At 73.5% G+C, this 18,179-nt stretch carries 17 protein-coding genes; 7 read left to right on the top strand and 10 right to left on the bottom strand.

All coding sequences use genetic code 11. The features are described from left to right. Positions 1 to 55: 55 nt before the first annotated feature. On the top strand, positions 56 to 2,806 hold the full coding sequence (locus tag HNR19_RS14410) for a penicillin acylase family protein (RefSeq protein WP_179668567.1): 2,751 nt from the start codon (positions 56 to 58) through the stop codon (positions 2,804 to 2,806). A 25-nt stretch (positions 2,807 to 2,831) separates the two neighbouring features. Here HNR19_RS14410 and HNR19_RS14405 read toward each other — a convergent pair whose 3' ends face one another. Together HNR19_RS14405 and HNR19_RS14400 are read right to left on the bottom strand one after the other, a co-directional pair. Then, positions 2,832 to 4,169: an FAD-binding oxidoreductase gene (locus HNR19_RS14405; RefSeq protein ID WP_179668566.1), complete on the bottom strand. Its 1,338-nt coding sequence runs from the start codon at positions 4,167 to 4,169 to the stop codon at positions 2,832 to 2,834. Continuing rightward, positions 4,166 to 4,672 carry a PIG-L family deacetylase gene (locus tag HNR19_RS14400; protein ID WP_179668565.1) on the bottom strand — a complete coding sequence of 169 codons (507 nt, stop codon included), beginning with the start codon at positions 4,670 to 4,672 and terminating at the stop codon, positions 4,166 to 4,168. The genes HNR19_RS14405 and HNR19_RS14400 overlap by 4 nt, the downstream gene beginning before the upstream one ends. Before the next feature lie 124 nt (positions 4,673 to 4,796). Here HNR19_RS14400 and HNR19_RS14395 point away from each other — a divergent pair, with 124 nt between their 5' ends. The 3 genes from HNR19_RS14395 (at position 4,797) to HNR19_RS14385 (ending at position 7,343) form a co-directional block, all read left to right on the top strand. Beyond that, complete coding sequence (locus HNR19_RS14395) at positions 4,797 to 5,924, top strand: helix-turn-helix transcriptional regulator (RefSeq protein WP_179668564.1); 1,128 nt, start codon at positions 4,797 to 4,799, stop codon at positions 5,922 to 5,924. 24 nt (positions 5,925 to 5,948) lie between these two features. Then, on the top strand, positions 5,949 to 6,911 hold the full coding sequence (locus HNR19_RS14390) for a hypothetical protein (protein ID WP_179668563.1): 963 nt from the start codon (positions 5,949 to 5,951) through the stop codon (positions 6,909 to 6,911). A gap of 126 nt (positions 6,912 to 7,037) precedes the next feature. Then, entirely contained in the window at positions 7,038 to 7,343 is a 306-nt protein-coding gene (locus tag HNR19_RS14385) for a hypothetical protein (protein ID WP_179668562.1), read from the top strand. A gap of 14 nt (positions 7,344 to 7,357) precedes the next feature. Here the strand turns inward: HNR19_RS14385 and HNR19_RS14380 are convergent, their stop codons facing one another. Then, positions 7,358 to 8,197 (bottom strand): aldo/keto reductase, encoded by an 840-nt coding sequence (locus HNR19_RS14380; protein ID WP_179668561.1) that lies wholly within the window; start codon positions 8,195 to 8,197, stop codon positions 7,358 to 7,360. A gap of 48 nt (positions 8,198 to 8,245) precedes the next feature. Here HNR19_RS14380 and HNR19_RS14375 point away from each other — a divergent pair, with 48 nt between their 5' ends. Then, on the top strand, positions 8,246 to 9,328 hold the full coding sequence (locus HNR19_RS14375) for a baeRF2 domain-containing protein (protein WP_179668560.1): 1,083 nt from the start codon (positions 8,246 to 8,248) through the stop codon (positions 9,326 to 9,328). Between the two features lie 186 nt (positions 9,329 to 9,514). Here the strand turns inward: HNR19_RS14375 and HNR19_RS14370 are convergent, their stop codons facing one another. Both HNR19_RS14370 and HNR19_RS14365 read right to left on the bottom strand, forming a co-directional pair. After that, entirely contained in the window at positions 9,515 to 11,062 is a 1,548-nt protein-coding gene (locus HNR19_RS14370) for an MXAN_6640 family putative metalloprotease (RefSeq protein WP_179668559.1), read from the bottom strand. A gap of 47 nt (positions 11,063 to 11,109) precedes the next feature. Beyond that, positions 11,110 to 11,514: an FAD synthase family protein gene (locus tag HNR19_RS14365; RefSeq protein ID WP_179668558.1), complete on the bottom strand. Its 405-nt coding sequence runs from the start codon at positions 11,512 to 11,514 to the stop codon at positions 11,110 to 11,112. Between the two features lie 49 nt (positions 11,515 to 11,563). On the opposite strand from HNR19_RS14365, the gene HNR19_RS14360 reads away from it, so the two are divergent. Both HNR19_RS14360 and HNR19_RS14355 read left to right on the top strand, forming a co-directional pair. Further along, positions 11,564 to 12,823 carry a DUF445 domain-containing protein gene (locus tag HNR19_RS14360; protein WP_246303517.1) on the top strand — a complete coding sequence of 420 codons (1,260 nt, stop codon included), beginning with the start codon at positions 11,564 to 11,566 and terminating at the stop codon, positions 12,821 to 12,823. A 13-nt stretch (positions 12,824 to 12,836) separates the two neighbouring features. After that, positions 12,837 to 13,082, top strand: a complete 246-nt coding sequence (locus HNR19_RS14355) for an RNA-binding S4 domain-containing protein (protein WP_179668557.1) — start codon at positions 12,837 to 12,839, stop codon at positions 13,080 to 13,082. On the opposite strand, the gene HNR19_RS14350 is transcribed toward HNR19_RS14355, so the two are convergent. The 5 genes from HNR19_RS14350 to HNR19_RS14330 all read right to left on the bottom strand — a co-directional run bounded on the left by HNR19_RS14350 (position 13,083) and on the right by HNR19_RS14330 (position 18,097). Then, complete coding sequence (locus HNR19_RS14350; RefSeq protein ID WP_179668556.1) at positions 13,083 to 13,454, bottom strand: FKBP-type peptidyl-prolyl cis-trans isomerase; 372 nt, start codon at positions 13,452 to 13,454, stop codon at positions 13,083 to 13,085. A 9-nt stretch (positions 13,455 to 13,463) separates the two neighbouring features. Continuing rightward, a complete protein-coding gene (locus tag HNR19_RS14345; protein WP_179668555.1) occupies positions 13,464 to 15,995 on the bottom strand; it encodes a DUF4153 domain-containing protein in 2,532 nt (843 codons plus the stop codon). Further along, positions 15,992 to 16,681, bottom strand: coding sequence for a response regulator transcription factor (locus HNR19_RS14340; protein ID WP_179668554.1), 690 nt, complete (start codon positions 16,679 to 16,681; stop codon positions 15,992 to 15,994). Before HNR19_RS14340 ends, HNR19_RS14345 begins: the two co-directional genes overlap by 4 nt. A 63-nt stretch (positions 16,682 to 16,744) precedes the next feature. Beyond that, on the bottom strand, positions 16,745 to 17,179 hold the full coding sequence (locus HNR19_RS14335; protein WP_179668553.1) for a CBS domain-containing protein: 435 nt from the start codon (positions 17,177 to 17,179) through the stop codon (positions 16,745 to 16,747). Positions 17,180 to 17,221: 42 nt separating this feature from the next. Then, positions 17,222 to 18,097, bottom strand: coding sequence for an inositol monophosphatase family protein (locus tag HNR19_RS14330; protein ID WP_179668552.1), 876 nt, complete (start codon positions 18,095 to 18,097; stop codon positions 17,222 to 17,224). Positions 18,098 to 18,179: the final 82 nt, after the last annotated feature.

The following is an 18,179-nucleotide window of genomic DNA, read 5'->3' as shown; positions in this document are numbered from 1 at the left end:
TCGTTGGTGTGACGGACGCCACTCGCGCCGGTCGGTGGCGGGAACAGAGGTCGCCGTGCGCCGCACACCTGCGCTCATCGCCGTCACCGCGTCGCTCGCTCTCCTCGCGCCCGCGGCGGGAGCGGGGGCGGGCCCCGCCGACCTGCGCGCCGAGCCGCGCGACCCCTACGGGACCGTGTGGAACATCGTCCCGCCGGGCTCCAACGGCAACATCGGGCTCCTCGAGCTGGTCGAGGTCATCGGCGGCCTCGGCACGACCGCGGTCGACGGCGAGAACGCGCCCGACAACTACGCCGACCAGCTGGAGATGTACGACGCGCTGACCACCCAGCGGCCCGGCGACATCTCCCGCGCCGACCTCGACGACCTCTACAAGCGCGCCGGCTTCACGCCCGAGACCGTCGTCAGCACGGACACGCCGCGCGACGGCGTCACGATCCGGCGCGACCAGTTCGGGGTTCCCTACATCCGCGGCGTCACCTACGAAGACACGATGTACGGCGCCGGGTACGCCGCGATCCAGGACCGGATGTTCCTCATGGACGTGCTCCGGCACACCGGAGCGGCGCGGATGGCCGAGTTCGTCGGCGACACGCCGGCCAACGTCGCGATGGACCAGGAGCAGCTGCGCACGGCGTTCTACACGCCCGAGGAGGCCGAGGCCCAGGTCCACGCCGTCGTGGAGCGGTACGGCGCCGAGGGCCGACGGCTGCTGCGCGGGGTCGACGCCTACCTCGAGGGCATCAACGACGCCCAGGACGCGCTGTGCCCGGGCGGCCTGCCGACCGGCGTGGAGTGCCCGGTCGAGTACGCGGCCCTCCAGAAGTTCCCGACCGACTGGACCCGCGCCGACCTGGTCTACGTCGCCTCGTTGGTGGGTGGCATCTTCGGCAAGGGCGGCGGTGGCGAGGCCGGCAACGCACGCTTCCTCCAGCTGCTCCGCGCGAAGTTCGGCCGCCGCGTCGCCGACGGCGTCTACCGCGACCTGCGGACCAAGCTCGACGCCGGCGCCCCCACCACCGCCTCCGTCGACTTCTCGTACGGCGGCGGCCGGGCCGTCGAGGCCGGCCGGCCCGGCGTGGCGCTGCCCGACGTCGACGGCCCCACCGCCCCGGGGTCCGGCCACGTCGCGCGCGTGGTCACGCGGAAGCTGCGGCCTGGGGAGCGCGCGCCGCGCGGCGACCTGCCGGAGGGCGAGCTCGCCGAGCTGCCGCCCATCGAGCTGATGCTCGACCACGACGCGGCCATGTCCAACGCCCTGCTCGTCACGGCCGAGGAGTCGCGCACCGGCCACCCGCTCGCCGTGTTCGGCCCGCAGACCAGCTACTACAACCCGCAACTGCTGGTCGAGCAGGTGCTGGTCGGGCCCGGCGTGAAGGCGCGTGGCGTCTCGTTCGCCGGCACCAACCTCGTCATCCAGCTCGGCCGGGGCGTGGACTACGCGTGGTCGGCCACGAGCGCCTCCAACGACCTCGTCGACACCGTCGCCGAGCGGCTGTGCAACACCGACGGCTCCGCGCCCACGGTGCACTCGACCGGCTACCGGGTGGGCGGCCGTTGCGTCGAGATGGACCACGACCAGCACGTGGAGCACACGGTGCCCAACCTCACCGCGCCCGGGCTGCCGAAGACCTACACGTTCGATGTCTGGCGCACCCGCCACGGCATCGTCCAGGAGCGGACGACGGTCGACGGCGAGCCGGTCGCGCTCGTGCTGCAGCGGTCGACGTACGGCCACGAGGTCGACTCGGTGGTCGGCTTCTCGCGGTTCAACGACCCGGGCTACGTCCGCGACGCGCAGAGCTTCATGCGAGCCGCCTCGGCGATCGACTTCACGTTCAACTGGTTCTACGCCGACAGCCGCGACATCGCGCACTTCACCTCCTCGTTGCTGCCCGTCCGCGCCGACGGGGTCGCGTTCGACTTCCCGCGCTGGGGCGACAAGGCCTACGACTGGCAGGGGTGGGTCGGCTTCCGTGGGCACGCCCGCCAGGTCAACCCCGAGTCGGGCTACCTCGTGAGCTGGAACAACCGGCAGGCGCGCTCGTGGTCGGCCCCCGACAACGTCTGGGGCTGGGGACCGGTGCACCGGTCGCTGGCGCTGAGCGAGCGGATCGAGGGTGCGATCCGTGGGGCGCGGAAGGTCGACGCCGCGGGGGTGGTCGGGGTCATGTCCGGCGCGGCGACGCAGGACAGCCGCGCCCGCTACCTGCTTCCCTCGCTGCTCGACGTGATCGGCCGGTCGCCCGCGCTCGCGCCCGCCACCGAGCTGCTGCGGGCCTGGCTGCAGGCCGGCGCGCCGCGCGTCGACCGGGACCGCGACGGCCACTACGCCCACGAGGCGGCCATCGCGCTGTTCGACGTCTGGTACGAGCACGGCGACGACTCGCTCGGCTACGACGTGATGCGCGGCGGCCTGGGGTCGTTGGTCCACGAGGTCCCGCGGATGCTCGACGACCACCCGCGCCAGGGCGTCGGCTCGGCCTGGCTCGACCCGCCCTGGTACGGCTGGGTGGTCAAGGAGCTCGACGCCCGGCTCGGCCGGCACGTCGCCACGCCGTTCCGCCACGACTACTGCGGCCGCGGCACCCTCGCCTCGTGCCGTACGGCGCTGCGGGCCTCCCTGGCCGGTGCCGTCGACGCGGCGCTGGCCGAGCAGGGCGTCGGGTCGGTCGCGGAGCTCACCTACGACAAGGCGCAGGACGCGATCGTGCACACGACGGCGGGCCTGGTCGGCGTACGGCCGATCGACTGGCAGAACCGCCCGACGTTCCAGCAGGTCGTGGAGTACACCCGGCACCGGTAGGACCCGAGTCCCACCGGCGACCGGGTCAGAGCCCGTGGTTCGCCACGAACAGCGGGTCCTGCATCCGGGCCAGCCGCGCCCAGTCGTCGCCGTCGTAGAAGCGGCTCGCGTCGCTGCGGGTCTCGGTGAAGGTCGGCACCAGGTTGGTGCGCGACCACCGCGACATCGCCCGCACGACGCCGAACGCGGCGGCCTTGCCGGCGACCGCGGCCTGCGGGGTCGGAGCGACGGCCACGCAGAGCAGGGCGTAGTCGCCGGGGATGCTCGCCAACGCGCCTCCGGTCGCGGGGGGCCGGGCGAAGGCACCGCCGAGGTGGCGCAGCTCGGCGAACATCAGGCCGGGTCCGACGCTGGCCAGGAACGCGTCGACAGCGTCGTCGTCGAGCGGACCGAGCACGCTGTGGTCGCCCACGGCGGGCGTCGGCGCGGGCGGGTCCATGTGCACCGCGAGCAGGCCGGCTGCGGGGATCCGCGCGAACGTGTCCATCTCCGGCGCGAGCGCGCGCAGCGGCGCGAGCACTTCCTCCGCCGTCGCGTCGTCCTCGAGGACCGCCCCGTCGATGATCACCAGGTCGCGGCCGGACAGGAACGGCGGCAGCTCCGGAAGCGGCGGGAAGCTCATCACCCGCAGCGACGTGGAGGCCGACTCGGGAGCGCTCCGCGACCACTCCACCCACGCCCGGGTGACCGCGGGCGCGTGGCTGCGGTCCCACAGCAGCATGCCGGCGTAGACGTCGGCGACCGGCAGGAGGTCGAGCTCGATCGCGACGACGACGCCGAGGTTGCCGCCGCCACCGCGCACGGCCCAGAACAGGTCCGGGTTCTCCGCGGCGGAGGCCCGCACCAGGCCGCTGGAGGTCACGACCTCGACCGCGCGCACCGAGCTCGCCGCGACGCCGTGCTGCCGGCCGTAGAACGACAGGCCGCCGCCCAGCACGTAGCCGGCGACGGCGACGTCGGGGGCCGACCCGTGCAGCGCCGTCAGTCCGTGCGGCGCGGCCGCGGCCACCACGTCCTGCCACAGGGTGCCGCCGAGCACCCGCGCGGTGCGCGCCGCGGCGTCGACGGTCACGCCGGTGAGGCCGGAGAGCTTGACGAGCAGGACGTCGGAGAGGTCGCGCTCGGCCAGCGCGGCCGCGCCGTGGCCGGTGCTCTGCGGCGCGACCCGGAGGCCCGCCTCGGCGGCGGCCCGGACGACGGCGACGACCTCCTCGGTGCTGGTGGGCAGCGCGACGGCGGCCGGCCGCAGGTCGGCGGCCACGTTCCACGGCAGGCGCGCGGCGTCGTACGTCTCGTCGCCGGGGAGGACGACCGGACACGCGTCGCGGAGCGCGTCGAGGGGCCGGGTGAGGGGAGTGGTCATGAGGCTTCCTTCGGGTAGCGGGTGGGTCGGGTCGTCCAGGGGGCGTCGACGGGTCGGCCGTCGGGTTCGGTCAGGCCCGCCCGGGTCAGGAGGTACGACGCCGCGGGCCGGTGGGCGGCGGCGCGGATCGCCGAGAGGACGACGTCGGTCCGCGTGACGGCGGCGTCGGGCCGCACCCGGTCGACGTGAGCGGTGACGACGTCGGTGAGGTGGCGCGCGGCGCAGTAGCCGACGACGTCCAGCCGGTAGGCGCCGAGCGGAGCGCCGGCCGCGCGGAGCTCGCGCTCGCGCGCGGAGGGCAGCACCGCGTGGGTGGCGCCCGAGCCGGGCAGCGGCAGTCCGCGGGTGAGGCACAGGACGAAGGTCCGCAGCCCGTGCCGGCCCGCGTCGGCGATCACCGGGCCGAACGCGGACAGGTCGTCGTCGTCAGCCACGACGAGCAGCCGCGGGCGGCCGTAGGTCGCGGGGGAGTGCAGCAGGGGGTACATGCCGTCAACCGTCATGCCTCGCAGGGTCCGCCGACCATCCCGGATCCGTGGGTTCTTTCAGACCCTGGGGGTCTGGGTCATCTAGACCACCCAGATATCTGGGATGGCGCAGACCGAGGGGGTGGCTGACACTGGCAGCATGACCCGAGGACTGACCGCAGCGCGCGTGCTGCAGGACGTCGACGTGGTCGCTCGGGCGGGCCTCGATCTCGACGAATTCCTGGAGGAGGCGGTGGCGTCGGTGGCGCGCGCCGTGCCGTGGGTGAGCGCGTGCGTCGCGACCCACGACCCCAGCACCCACCTGCTCACCAGCGCCCGCAAGTACGGCGCGCTGGCCGGCACCGACAGCCACGACCACGAGTTCGGGCTGATCGAGTACGGCACCGTGGAGCCCACCGCGTTCAGCGAGATCGCCCAGGCCGACGTTCCCGCGGCCGGCGTCCACCTCGTCACCAGCGGCGAGGTCGAGCGGTCCGGGCGGATGGGCACGTTCATGAAGCCGCGCTTCGGCTTCGGCGACGAGGCGCGGATGGCGTTCCGCGACGGTAGCCAGGTCTGGGGCGCGATCGCGCTCTTCCGCGGCACCGCCGACCGGCCGTTCGACGAGGGCGAGGTCGAGTTCCTCGCGTCCCTGTCCAACCCGTTCGCCCGCGGCGTGCGCACCGGGATGCTGTCGCGCCTCGCCGAGACCGCGCCGCCCGCCTCACCCTCCGGCCCGGCGGTCCTCATCGTGAGCGCCGACGACGAGATCCTCCAGATGAGCCTGGGCGCCGAGGAGCGGCTCGCCGAGCTGTCCCTCGGCGACACCCACTGCGACGCGCTCAGCCCGGTCTCGGCGCTGGTCGGCGCCGCGCGCCGCTACGCCCGCGGCGAGACCACGATCCCACCGCGCTCCCGGGTGCGGACCCGGAGCGGCATGTGGCTGGTCATCCACGCCGGCCCGCTGACGTCGTTCGGCGACCGCCAGGGTGAGGTCGTGGTGACGATCGAGGAGGCCCGGCCGCCGGAGATCGTCGCGCTGGTCGTCGCCGCGTTCGGGCTCACGCCGCGGGAGCGCGACGTGACCCAGCTGGTGCTCCAGGGCGTCGACACCAAGGAGATCGCGGCGTCGCTCCACCTGTCCGCCTACACGGTCCAGGACCACCTGAAGTCGGTCTTCGAGAAGGCGGCGGTGCGGTCGCGGCGCGAGCTGATCGCGCGCATCTACTTCGACCAGTACGTGCCGCGGATGGGCGCCGAGCTCACGCCCAGCGGCTGGTTCGCCTGAGCCGATCCGCTTATCGTCGACAGCGTGCGACGAGGGATCGGCCTCCTGCTCGGCTGCGGGCTTACGGTGGCGTGCGCCGCGACGACGACGCCCGGTCAGGGCGCGGAGGACGCGGTGGCCGTACGGTCCGCTCCGCTGGCGGGGTGCGACGTCTTCCCCGACGACAACTGGTGGCACGCCGACGTCAGCTCGCTCCCCGTGCACGACCGCAGCGCCGACTGGCTCTCGCACATGTCGACCGACGTCGACCTGCACCCCGACTTCGGCGGCCGCCGCTACGGCATCCCGATCACCGTCGTGGGCCGCGACCACCGCAAGGTCCGGGTCCGGTTCCGCTACGCCGACGAGAGCGACCGGGTGCGCTACCCGCTGGGCAGGGACACCCGGATCGAGGGCGGCGGCGACCGCCACGCCATCGTCGTCGACCGCGGCCGCTGCCGGCTCTACGAGACCTGGGCGACGCGGAAGAGGGACGGCCGGTGGTACGCCGGGTCGGGCGCGGTGTTCGACCTCGACTCCAACGCGCTGCGCCCCGACGGCTGGACCTCCGCCGACGCGGCCGGCCTGCCGATCCTGCCCGGGCTGCTGCGCTGGTCGGAGGTCAAGAACGACACCATCGACCACGCGATCCGGTTCACCACCGACGTCACGGCCGAGCACTACCTCTGGCCCGCTCGCCACGAGGCCGGCACGAAGTCGCTCGCCTGGCCGCCCATGGGCGCCCGGTTCCGGCTCGACCCCGACTACGACGCGAGCGACCTGGGCGCGGCTGCGCGCAGGGTGGTCGAGGCCCTGCAGACCTACGGCCTGGTCCTGGCCGACAACGGCAGCCCCTGGTTCTTCCAGGGGGAGCGCAACCGCAGCTGGCCCGGCGCGCTGCTCGACGACCTCAAGACGATCCCCGCCTCCGCGTTCGAGGCGGTCGACACCAGCTGCCTGAAGGTCGACCCGGACGAGGCCACCGCCGACCCCGACGGCTGCGCCTGACGGTCCGCCCCGGGCAGTCCCTAAGGAGGGTGGGTAAATGACCGATCGGGGGTATGCGGGCGCGACGTGATCAGCGAAGGATTGATCTCGCCCCGACGGGGTATCTGAGCGGCGAGGTGGACTGACATGGACCTACGGCACGGCGATCCCACAGCCGTGATCCTCGAGACGAGGACCACGACGGCGCCGGCGCGCGTCAACGTCGCCTGCCAGTCCTACCTGGTCGAGGACGCCGACGGCGTCCGCATCGAGGACCGCGAGCTGGCCGGGAGCACCGCCTGCTCCGAGCCCGCGGTCTGGCGGGTCACCTACTCCGGCGCGCTGACCGACACCGGCGCCACCGCGCTGCGCACCAAGTGCGAGATCTGCGCCGACTCCGCCGTCGAGTCGTTCGGTCCCGGCGCGGTCACCCTGCGCCCGCTCGTCGACTGACCGGCGCGATCGTCCTACATCTCCTCGTGGGTGTCGGGGTCGCCCCCGAACAGCCGCCCGTCCGGCCGCCCGAGCGCGGCGATCGCGGCGACCTCGTCCTGGGTCAGCTCGAACGAGAACACGTCGAGGTTCTCGCGCTGCCGTGACGGCGTGCCCGACTTGGGGATCGCGATCGACCCGAGCTCGACGTGCCACCTCAGGACCACCTGCGCCGGCGTGACGCCGAGGCGCTCCGCCGCGGCGGTCACCACCGGCTCGGCGTACGGCGCCTGCCGCTTGCCGAGCGGGCTCCACGCCTCGGTGCGGATCCCGAGCTCCTCGTGGGCGGCGCGCATCTCCGGCTGCGGGAAGTAGGGGTGCAGCTCGACCTGGTTGACCGCCGGCGTCACGCCGGTCTCGTCGATGATGCGCTCGAGGTGCGCCCGGGTGAAGTTGGAGACCCCCACCGAGCGCACCAGGCCGCGCTCGCGAAGCTCGACCAGCGCGCGCCACGCCTCGCCGTACTTGCCGACGCTCGGGTTGGGCCAGTGGATGAGGTGCAGGTCGAGGTAGTCGAGCCCCAGCCGCTCGAGCGACTCCTCGGTCGAGGCGATCGCGTCGTCGTAGGCGTGGTGGCGGCCCGGCAGCTTGCTGGTGACGAACAGCTCGTCGCGCGGGACGCCCGACTCCCGGAGCCCGCGGCCGACCGCCTCCTCGTTGCCGTAGTTCACGGCGGTGTCGATCAGCCGGTAGCCCGCGTCGATCGCGCTCGCGACGGCCACAACGGCCTCGTCGTCGCGGAGGGGGTAGGTGCCGAACCCCAGGGCCGGGATCGGGCGTCCGTCGTTGAGCTCGTAGGTGGGGGCCGTCGTCATGCGGCCAGCCTGCCGTATGCGGCAAACCCCCGCGGGTACGGCACCGTTATGCAGCTCGACCAGGTAAGGACAGTCCTCGATCGCCCCGGTCCCTACGTCTCGGTCCACCTCGACGTGAGTCGCGCGACCGAGGACGCCCGGCAGCAGCTCGACGCGCGGTGGACGACCAGCCGCCACGAGCTCGAGCGGCACGGCATCGCCCCGGCGGTGATCGACGAGATCGGCGAGCGCCTGCACGAGCCGACCCACCTGCCCGGGGAGGTGCGGCGCACGATCGTCGCCACGCCGGAGGGCGTGGTGCTCGACGACGCGCGCGCCGGGAGCTCCTGGTGGCCGGAGGGGGTGAGCGTCGGCCCGCTGCCCGACCTCGCCGGCTGGCTCGGCATGGTCGACGGCGAGTTCCCGTTCGTGCTGGTCCGCGCCGACCGCGCGGGCGCCGACCTGGAGGTCTACGTCGCGCGGGGCCGGGGGGTCGCCGAGGCGACCTCGGTCGACGGCGAGACCATGGACATCCGGAAGCTGCCCGAGGGCGACTGGATGCAGAAGAAGTACCAGCAGCGCGCCGAGAACAACTGGCAGGCCAACGCCGAGCTCGTCGCCGGTCAGCTGCGCGAGCTCGCGACGAGCTATCAGCCGCGCGTCGTCATCGTCTGCGGTGACGTCCGGGCCCGGACCGACCTGGTCGAGATCATCGGCGAGGTGCCCCAGGTCGACGTCGAGGTCGTCGAGAGCGGCGGGCGCGCCGCCGGCGTCGACGAGGACGCCCTGTGGGCCGACGTCCAGCGGGTGCTCGACGCCTACGAGGCTCGCGACACCGAGGACCTGCTCCAGACGCTCGCCCGGGGAAAGGCCGTCGGCGAGGGTGCGGCGCTCGGCGTCGACCCGGTGGTCGACGCGTTCGTCCAGGGTGGCGTGGACACGCTGGCGATCGACCTCGCGACCGCTCACGAGAAGGCGATCGACGCCGCCGACCACCCCGGCCTCACGCTGCCCGAGAGCGCGGCGGGCGCCGGACCGTTGCCGGCCGACCAGGTGCTCGTCGCCGCGGCCGCGATGACCGACGCCGGGCTCACCGTGCTCCCGCGTGACGTGCTCGAGGAGCCCGTGGCGGCCACGCTGCGCTGGGGCTGAGCCCGCCTGATCCGCGGGTTCTTTCCTTCCGCGACACAGGTTCACCGAAAGGTCCGGAACCTCCGCGCTGGAGTATCGTTATCGGGACAAGGCCACGTGCCAGGCGATCACTCGGGTCCCGTCGAAAATGCGGCCTGAGGACGGGTGGCGGTGGCTGGGGGGTTCCGCCACCCGTCCATTTTCTCGCTACGAGCGACTGACGCGCGCGCTGATCCGGAAGCGCTGGTCCTGGTCGACCGGCGTGCCCGCGCACGCGAACAGCGTGTGCCGCTGGCAGCGGTAGCGGCGCGAGGCGTTGACGGCGGTGACGACCACCGACGTCACCCGCGCGCGGCCGAACGGGACCCGGACGCGGCCGTCGCCGCGCGGGCCGAGCGTCATGGGGTGTCGGGTGACGGATCCGTCGCGGCGCCGTACGGTCACCAGCGCAGCGGGAGCCGTCCGCCGCGGCGGGCCCGCAACGGAGATCTCCAGCACGGCGCGCCGTTGCGGTGCGTCCCGGGTCGGCCGTACGACGACGTGGGCCGCCGCGAGATGGTCGATCTCGAGGCTGCGGGTGCGGTCGTCGCCGGGCGCGAGCCTGAGCCGGGCCGCCACGGCGGCGTGCGGCCAGCGGTCGCCCTCGGCGTAGCGCGTCGCCGGGTCGAGGTTCGTGGCGGCGTACGACGCCAGCACGTCGCGGAGCCCGCCGTGGTCGCGGAGCACCCGCGCGAGCGCCTCGACGGAGTAGTCGTCGGGCGCGGTGCCGCGGGCGTCGGCGCGCCGCCACACCCGGGGCACGACGCCGGGGCCGAACCGGGTGCTGAGGTACTCCCAGAACGCCCAGTTGCCGTAGTGGGCGTAGCTGTTGTTGGAGAAGTGGTCGAGCGACGCGCCGGGCCGGCGGACCGAGCCGTAGCGCAGGTAGCGGCGGTTGTCGTCGGCGCGGTCCGCGAAGCGCTCCTCGATCCAGGTCGCGGTCGACTCGAGCAGCCACGGGTCCTCGCGGAAGTCGTAGCCGAACTGGATCGCGTGGAAGAACTCGTGCGCGGCGGTCACGCGCAGGCTCGCGCGCGGTGCGGCGCCGTACTGCTCGCGCGAGAAGTCGTCGTCGAGCACGCAGTAGCCCGACGCGGCGAACCGCTCGCCGGGCACGCGCCGCTCGGGCGTGCAGTAGCCGAACAGGCCGCGCGCGCCGAGCTCGGCGAGGTAGACGTCGAACCGGCCGTCGCCGCCCTTGCGGCCGTCGGACGGCGGCGGGCGCAGGCCGAGGGTGCCGACCTCGTAGGACCACACGGCCGACAGGGTGCGCAGGGTCCGGCCCACCCAACGGTCGCCGGAGGGGGCGTCGACGCCGCGCCGGGCGTAGTGGACGCAGATCCGTCGGCCGCACCGGCGGTCGGACTCGCCCTGGTAGCCGTCGCCGCCGGTGTCGCGCTCGCCGTCCGTGGGGCGTGCGAGCAGCAGGTCCGCGCGCACGGAGTCGAAGAACCCGAGCTCGGGGCGCGCGAGGAACAGGTCGCGCATCGCGAGCGTGAGCTCGGCGTGGTGGCCGCCGTGACCGGGGCCGCTCTCCTCGGTCTCGGCCGTCAGGATCCTCGCTGCCTCGTTGACGGCGTCCGCGGGATCGCCCGTGCCGCGGTGGTCGGCTCGCGGCCGCGGTGGCTCGGCGCCCGCGGGGGGCGCGGCCGCCGTACCGACGAGGAGCGCCAGCAGCGCGACGGCGGCCGAGGTGGCGCGGCCGATTGCGCGCATGACAGCTCCAAGCGGGTCGGGGAAGGGACCGCCCGGGGACCTGCTGGTCAGGAGATGGTCGAGATCTTCTCGATCAGCGCCGTCGTCGAGATCGCCGGGGTGCGGGGCAAGTAGACCACCTCGCAGGCGTCCGACAGCTCATCGAAACGCCCTTTCCAGTCATCTCCCATGACGAGCACGTCGGCGGCGAACCGCTCGATGTAGTCGCGCTTGAGCTCCAGGCTCTCCTCGAGGAACACCTCGTCGACGGGCTTGAGCGCGGCGACGATGGCCAGCCGCTCGCCCTCGCTGAACACCGGCTCGCGGCCCTTCTTGCGGACGTTGAGGGCGTCGGCGGACACGCCGACGACGAGCCGGTCGCCGAGCTCGGCAGCACGCTCGATCACTCGCAGGTGACCGACGTGGAAGACGTCGAACGTCCCGAACGTGATGACGGTACGGCCGCTGGACATGGCGGGCATCCTCTCATGCACGCGCCCGCCGTTAGGCAAGGATGGGGACATGACCGGGTTCATGCAGGCGACGGAGACCGCCGCCGACGCCGTACGGCGCAGCGCCCTGCGGCGCATGCGCACGGTCGCGGTGTCGCTGCTGCTGTTCGCCGCCGCGGTCTACGTCGCGACGCTCGGGACCGACGGGTGGCTCGGCTTCGTCAACGCCGGCGCGGAGGCGTCGATGGTGGGCGCCATCGCGGACTGGTTCGCGGTGACGGCGCTGTTCAAGCACCCGCTGGGGCTGCCCATCCCGCACACGGCCCTGATCCCCAAGCGCAAGGACGACCTGGGCAGGGGCCTGGAGGAGTTCGTCGGCGAGAACTTCCTCCAGGAGGACATCATCCGCGAACGCATCGACGCGGTCGGCATCTCCTCGCGGGTCGCCGGCTGGCTCGCCGTACCCGCGAACGCGCAGCGGGTCGTCGACGAGGTCGCCGACATCGCCGCGCTCGCGCTCGGGAAGGTGCGCGAGGACCACATCGCCTCCCTCGTCACCGACGCGCTGGTGCCCCGCTTCCGCGAGGAGCCGATCGCCCCGCTGCTGGGCGGGATGCTGGCCGAGGCGCTGGCCGACGACCTCCACCACGGCCTGGTCGACCTGACGCTGGAGGAACTGCACGGCTGGCTGATCGCCAACCCCGAGACCGTGCACGAGGTGCTGGGGGAGCGGGCGCCGTGGTGGGCGCCGCAGAGCGTCAACGAGTACGTCATCAACAAGGCGCACATCGAGATGGTGCGGTGGGTCGGCGAGATCCGTGTCGACCCGCACCACCGCGCCCGCAAGGCGCTCGACTCGATGCTGCACAAGCTGTCCGACGACCTGCTGTCCAACGGGCCGACGCAGGAGCGGGCCGAGCGGCTCAAGGAGCGGCTCCTCGACCACCCCGCCGTCATCAACACCGCGATCACGCTCTGGAACGCGCTGCGGCGCGCGCTCGAGGGGTCGCTCTCCGACCCGCAGGGGGCGGTCCACCGGCGGCTGATGGTCGAGGTCGAGGCCGCCACCGCGCGGCTCCAGACCGACGCCGCGCTGCGGGCGCGGCTCGACAAGGCCGCGGCGGACGCGGCCGTCTTCGCCGTCGACCGCTACGGCGCCGAGGTCACCGCGGTGATCACGCACACGATCGAGCGCTGGGACGGCAAGGAGGCCGCACGCCGGATCGAGCTGCACGTCGGCCGCGACCTCCAGTTCATCCGGATCAACGGCACCATCGTCGGCGGCCTCGTCGGCGTGCTCATCCACGCGATCTCGGTGCTGATCCACTGAATAGGCTGGGGCCATGCCCGAGCCCGTGGACGTCCCGATCAGCGACGACGTGATCCGCCTGGGTCAGTTCCTCAAGCTCGCCAACCTGATCGAGACCGGCTCGGAGGCCAAGCCGCTCATCCAGTCCGGGATGGTCCGAGTCAACGGCGAGGTCGAGACCCGCCGGGGGCGCCAGCTCCGCGAGGGCGACGTGGTGGAACTGGCCGGGCAGGCCGCCCGGGTCGCGCATGGCGACGTACCCGACGACCTGCCCTGGTGACTAGCTGACTCCGAGCAGGTCCACCACGAAGATGAGGGTCTCGCCGCCCTTGATGACACCGCCGGCGCCGCGGTCGCCGTAGCCCAGGTGGGGCGGGATCACGAGCTGGCGGCGGCCGCCGACCTTCATGCCCTGCACGCCCTGGTCCCAGCCGGAGATGACCTGGCCGACGCCGAGCTGGAACTTGAGCGGGGCGCCGCGGTTGTAGGACGCGTCGAACTCCTCGCCCGTCGAGTGGGCGACGCCGACGTAGTGCACCGAGACAGTGCTGCCGGCGGTCGCCTCCGCGCCGTCGCCGACGGTGACGTCGGTGACCACGAGGTCGGTGGGCGGGGTGGGGTCGACGAAGTCGATCTCTGGTTTCTCAGCCATGCCCGCAGCCTATGACGGGGCCGGGCAGGCCAGCTCCTCGCCCGGCCACGGCTCGACGCCGAGGTGCTCGGCGGCCAGGGCCCGGCCGAGGTTCCATTCCAGCCAGTCCTCGTCGGCCTCGGTGCGGCCCACGAGCAGGCAGTCGCGGATCTCCTCGGGTGCGTCGACGAGCGCCGGGACCGCGTCGTCGGAGAGCCCGTTGAGGTAGCCGGTGTCGATCTTGCCGGTCTCCGCGTAGCGGTCGAGGTTGCGCTCGGCCACCCACGCCTCCGGGTTGAGCGCGACGACGCCGAGGAACGCGACGGCGCCGGAGATCAGCGCGAAGCGTGGCAGCCACGTCGCCCGCAGCCGCCAGCCGGCGACGGCGACGGCCAGGACGAGCAGGCCGAGCCAGCCCTCGAAGACGTCGACCAGGAGCCGGAGCTCGGTGAAGCCGTAGGCCTCCTGGTAGACGTGCATCCGGTGGAGCGCGGACGCCACCACGACGAGGGTCTGGGCGCACAGCACGCCGAGCGCCGCCCGCAACCAGGCGCGGTCGGCGTACGTCGCCCGCGGTGCCTTGCGAGCGGCCGACCACACCACCAGCAGGGTGAGGGCCGTCGCGATCGTGAGCTGGCCGAAGCCCTGGTGCACGTAGTCGGCGTACGTCAGCCCGGTGGTGCGCTCGAGGTAGTCGTGGCCGCCGAAGATCACCGCCGCCTGGGCGATGAGGAACGCCGCGAACACCAGGTCGACGACCACCACCGGCGCCAGCCACTCGAAGCGGTGCGCGACCGGCCGTGGCTCACCCGGCGCGCGGTCGACGCGCGGCGGGTTCAGGGCGAGGTACGCCGCCGCGAGCACCACGCCGCCGACCGCGATCGTGATGAACGCGCGCAGCACGAAGGAGTCGAGGTCAGCGTCGGGCACGAGCGCGCCCGCCCACTCCGCGAACAGCGCGTCGGCCGAGGCGAAGAGGAGGCCGAAGACCAGCAGGCCGACCACCGACAGGACCACGGTGCGCAGCAGCGCGGCACCGTGGCCGAGACCCGTGAGCAGGGCGAGCGTGCGCCCGAGCCAGGGCAGCCCGCGGAGGCCGGCCAGCGGCCAGGACAGCCCGGCCACGACGAACCCGGGGAGGGTGCGGCCGCGGGTGACGCCGGCGACCATGAGGGTCCCGCCGGCGAGCAGCGACAGCGGGGTGAGCCACTCCGCCGCGCGGACCACCGGCACCAGCGCGAGCAGCCCGCACAGCCCGGCACACGCCAGCGTGAACGGATCACGGCGGTCGCGCGCCGCGCCGAGCACGACGGCGCCCGCGGCGAGGACCAGCAGCGTCCAGCCGAGGCCGACGTTGCGCTCGGGCAGCACGATCGCCGCCAGCAGGCCGACGCCGAGCGAGCCGGCGAGGAGCGAGAGCCGGCCCGGGGTGCCGTCGGGCCAGAAGCCGCCGAACAGGTCGTCGGAGATCGGGGGAGCGGGCGGGGACGGCCGGATCGCCGTCGCCGGTCCCTCGGGCACGGTCGTGGTCACGGGTGCCTCCTTCGGGGCGGGGCGGACGGGTGGCGTGAGGGGCAGCACGACGCGGGCGCGCGCGCCGGTCGCGCCGGGCGCCGGGTCGACGAAGCTGATCGAGCCGCCGTGCAGGTCGGTCACCCACCGGGCGATGGCCAGGCCGAGCCCGGTGCCGCCGCCGTCGGTCGCGCCGACGGTGCCGAACCGCTCGAAGACCCGCTCGCGGTCGGCCGGTGCTATGCCCTCGCCCTGGTCGGCGACCTCGAGCACGTAGTGGTTCGCGCCGCCGGGCTCACGCAGGGCACGCACGGTGACAGTGCCGCCGGCAGGGCTGTGCCGAGAGGCGTTGTCGAGCAGGTTGGCGACCAGCTGGTGGAGCCGGCCGGGGTCGGCGCTCACCACGAGGCCCGGCTCGACGTCGAGGTCGTAGCGCACGTCGCGACCGGTCGCCTCGGCGTCGGCGACGACGTCGGCGAGGAAGCCCGCCAGCGCGACGTCGGACGTCGCGAGCGGGGCCTTGCCGGCGTCGACCCGGGCGAGGTCGAGGAGGTCCTCGACGAGCTGCGAGAGCCGCTCCGCCTGCCGCACGGCGAGGTCGAGGCCGTCGGCGCCGCCGATGCCGTCGGCGAGGTTCTCCAGCACCGCACGCTGGGCCGCGAGCGGCGTGCGCAGCTCGTGGCTGACGGTCGCGACGAGCTCGCGCCGCTGCGCGTCGACGGTCGCGAGGTCGCGGGACATCGTCGTGAACGCCCGGGTCAGCTCCCCGACCTCGTCCCGCGACGTCGGCGTGATCCGCACGTCGTAGTCGCCCTGCGCCATCCGCCGGGCGGCTGCGGTCATCTCGCGCAGCGGGGCGGTCATCCCGAGCGCCAGCAGCTGCGTGACCGCGAGCGCCAGCGCGAGGGTGACCGGGAGCGTCAGCCACACCGACGCGCCCGCGGACCGGCCGGCGAGCGCGACGATCGCGGCGACGGTGGTGCTCGCCGCGACGAGCAGCCCGAGCTTGACCTTCAGGGAGCGGACGGCGGCGAGCGGCCTCGTCGTCACGGTCCGGTCCCGGGCTCGAGGGCGTAGCCGACGCCGTGGACCGTGCGGACGCGGTCGGCCCCGATCTTCGCGCGCAGGCCCTTCACGTGGCTGTCGACGGTGCGGGTGCCCGAACCGCCCGGCCAGCCCCAGACGTCGGCGAGCAGCCGCTCGCGGGTGACGACCGTGCCCGGCGCCTCGGCCAGGCACGCGAGCAGGTCGAACTCGGTGGGGGTCAGCCGCACCTCGTCGTCGTCGACCCAGACCCGCCGGGCCGCGGCGTCGATGCGCAGGCCGGCGACGTCGAGCGGCCGCCTGCCGTTGAGCTCGGCGGCACGGTCGACCCGCCGGAGCAGGGCGGCGACACGGGCGACCAGCTCGCGCATCCGGAACGGCTTGGTCAGGTAGTCGTCGGCGCCGACCCCGAGCCCGACGAGGATGTCGGTCTCCTCGGTGCGGGCGGTCAGCATCAGCACCGGCACCGGGCGCTCGGCCTGGATCCTGCGGCACACCTCGTGCCCGTCGAAACCGGGCAGCATCACGTCGAGCACCACCAGGTCGGGGGAGTGCTCGCCGAACGCGGCGACCGCGCCCGGTCCGTCGTACGCCGTGCGGACGTCGTAGCCCTCCGCGGTCAGCCGGTCGGCCACCATCTTGTTGATGACCGGCTCGTCCTCGACGACGAGGACCCGGCGGCTGCTGCTCATGTCAGCAGCGTAGGAGCGGTCTCCTGCGGATTCGGGGCGCGACCTGTGGAGGTTCTGTGCAGATCACATCTGGTGCACGTAGGAGTCGAGCTGGTCGCGCTCGAACTGCAGCTGGTCGATCTTGTGCTTCACCAGGTCGCCGATGCTGACGATGCCGACGAGCGCGTCGTCGGCGTCGCACACGGGGATGTGCCGAAACCGGCCCTGCGTCATCACGTGCATCACCTCGTCGAGCGAGTCGTCGGGCGAGCAGGTCTTCACGACGTCGGTCATGATCGCGCCGACCGTGTTGTTGATGACGGTGCCGTCGTGGTGGAGGTGCCGCACCACGTCGCGCTCGCTCACGATGCCGTCGAGGGAGGTGCCGTCGGCGCTCACGATCAGCGCACCGATGTTGTGGTCGGCGAGGGTGGCGATCAGCTCCTTGACCCCGGCGTCGGGCGCGATGGTGACCACGTCTTTGATGGCCTTGGCCTGCAGCACGTCTGCGATCCGCATGTGAGGCAGGTTACTCCGAGCGGACCGGCGGGTGCCAGGATCTCAGTCGTCGGTGGGACGGCGGTGGGCGCGCAGGTCGGACACCGTGCCCGGTCCGCTGGACGGCCAGTCGGGGTCGTCGCCACCGTCCGGGAGCGAGCCGATGAACGAGAGCGCGGCCTCGTGGAGGTGGCCGTTGGAGGCGAGCGCGTTGCCGCCCCACGGGCCGTCGGCGCCGTCGAGCGAGGTGAACCGGCCGCCCGCCTCGCGGACGATGATGTCGAGCGCGGCCATGTCGTAGACCTCGAGCTCGGGCTCCGCGGCCAGGTCAACGGCACCCTCGGCCACCAGCATGTAGGACCAGAAGTCGCCGTACGCACGGGTGCGCCAGCAACGGCGCATCAGCGCGAGGAAGTCCTCGCCGAGGCCGCGGTCCTCCCAGCCCGACAGCGACGCGTAGGACAGCGAGGCGTCCTCGAGCCGGCGGACGTCGGAGACCTCGCACCGGGTGGACTTCAGCAGCGACTTGCCGGTCCACGTGCCCTGGCCGACCGAGGCCCACCAGCGGCGCCCGAGCAGGGGCGCGGACACCACGCTGAGCACGACCTCGTCCTCGACCGCCAGTGCGATCAGCGTCGCCCAGACGGGCACGCCGCGCACGAAGTTCTTGGTGCCGTCGATGGGGTCGACGATCCAGCGGCGCTGCGAGTGGCCGGTGGTGCCCTCCTCCTCGCCGGTCACGGCGTCGCGGCTCCGGGCCCGCGAGAGGGTGCGCCGGATGCTCTCCTCGACCGCCTTGTCGGCGTCCGTGACCGGGGTCAGGTCGGGCTTGCTCATCACGTGCAGGTCGAGCGCCTTGAAGCGGGCCTGGGTGAGCGAGTCGGCGTCATCGGCCAGCAGGTGGGCCAGGCGCAGGTCGTCGGTGTAGTCGGAGGCCACGGGCTCACCCTAGAGCCCGCCGGCGATCGAGGGGCGAGCCCGCCTGCGACCGGCCTCGAAACCCCGAGCGATTTGGTGCACT

The sequence above is a fragment of the Nocardioides thalensis genome (genome assembly GCF_013410655.1).
Classification (GTDB): Bacteria; Actinomycetota; Actinomycetes; order Propionibacteriales; family Nocardioidaceae; genus Nocardioides; species Nocardioides thalensis.
This window is presented reverse-complemented; position numbering and strand designations above follow the sequence as displayed.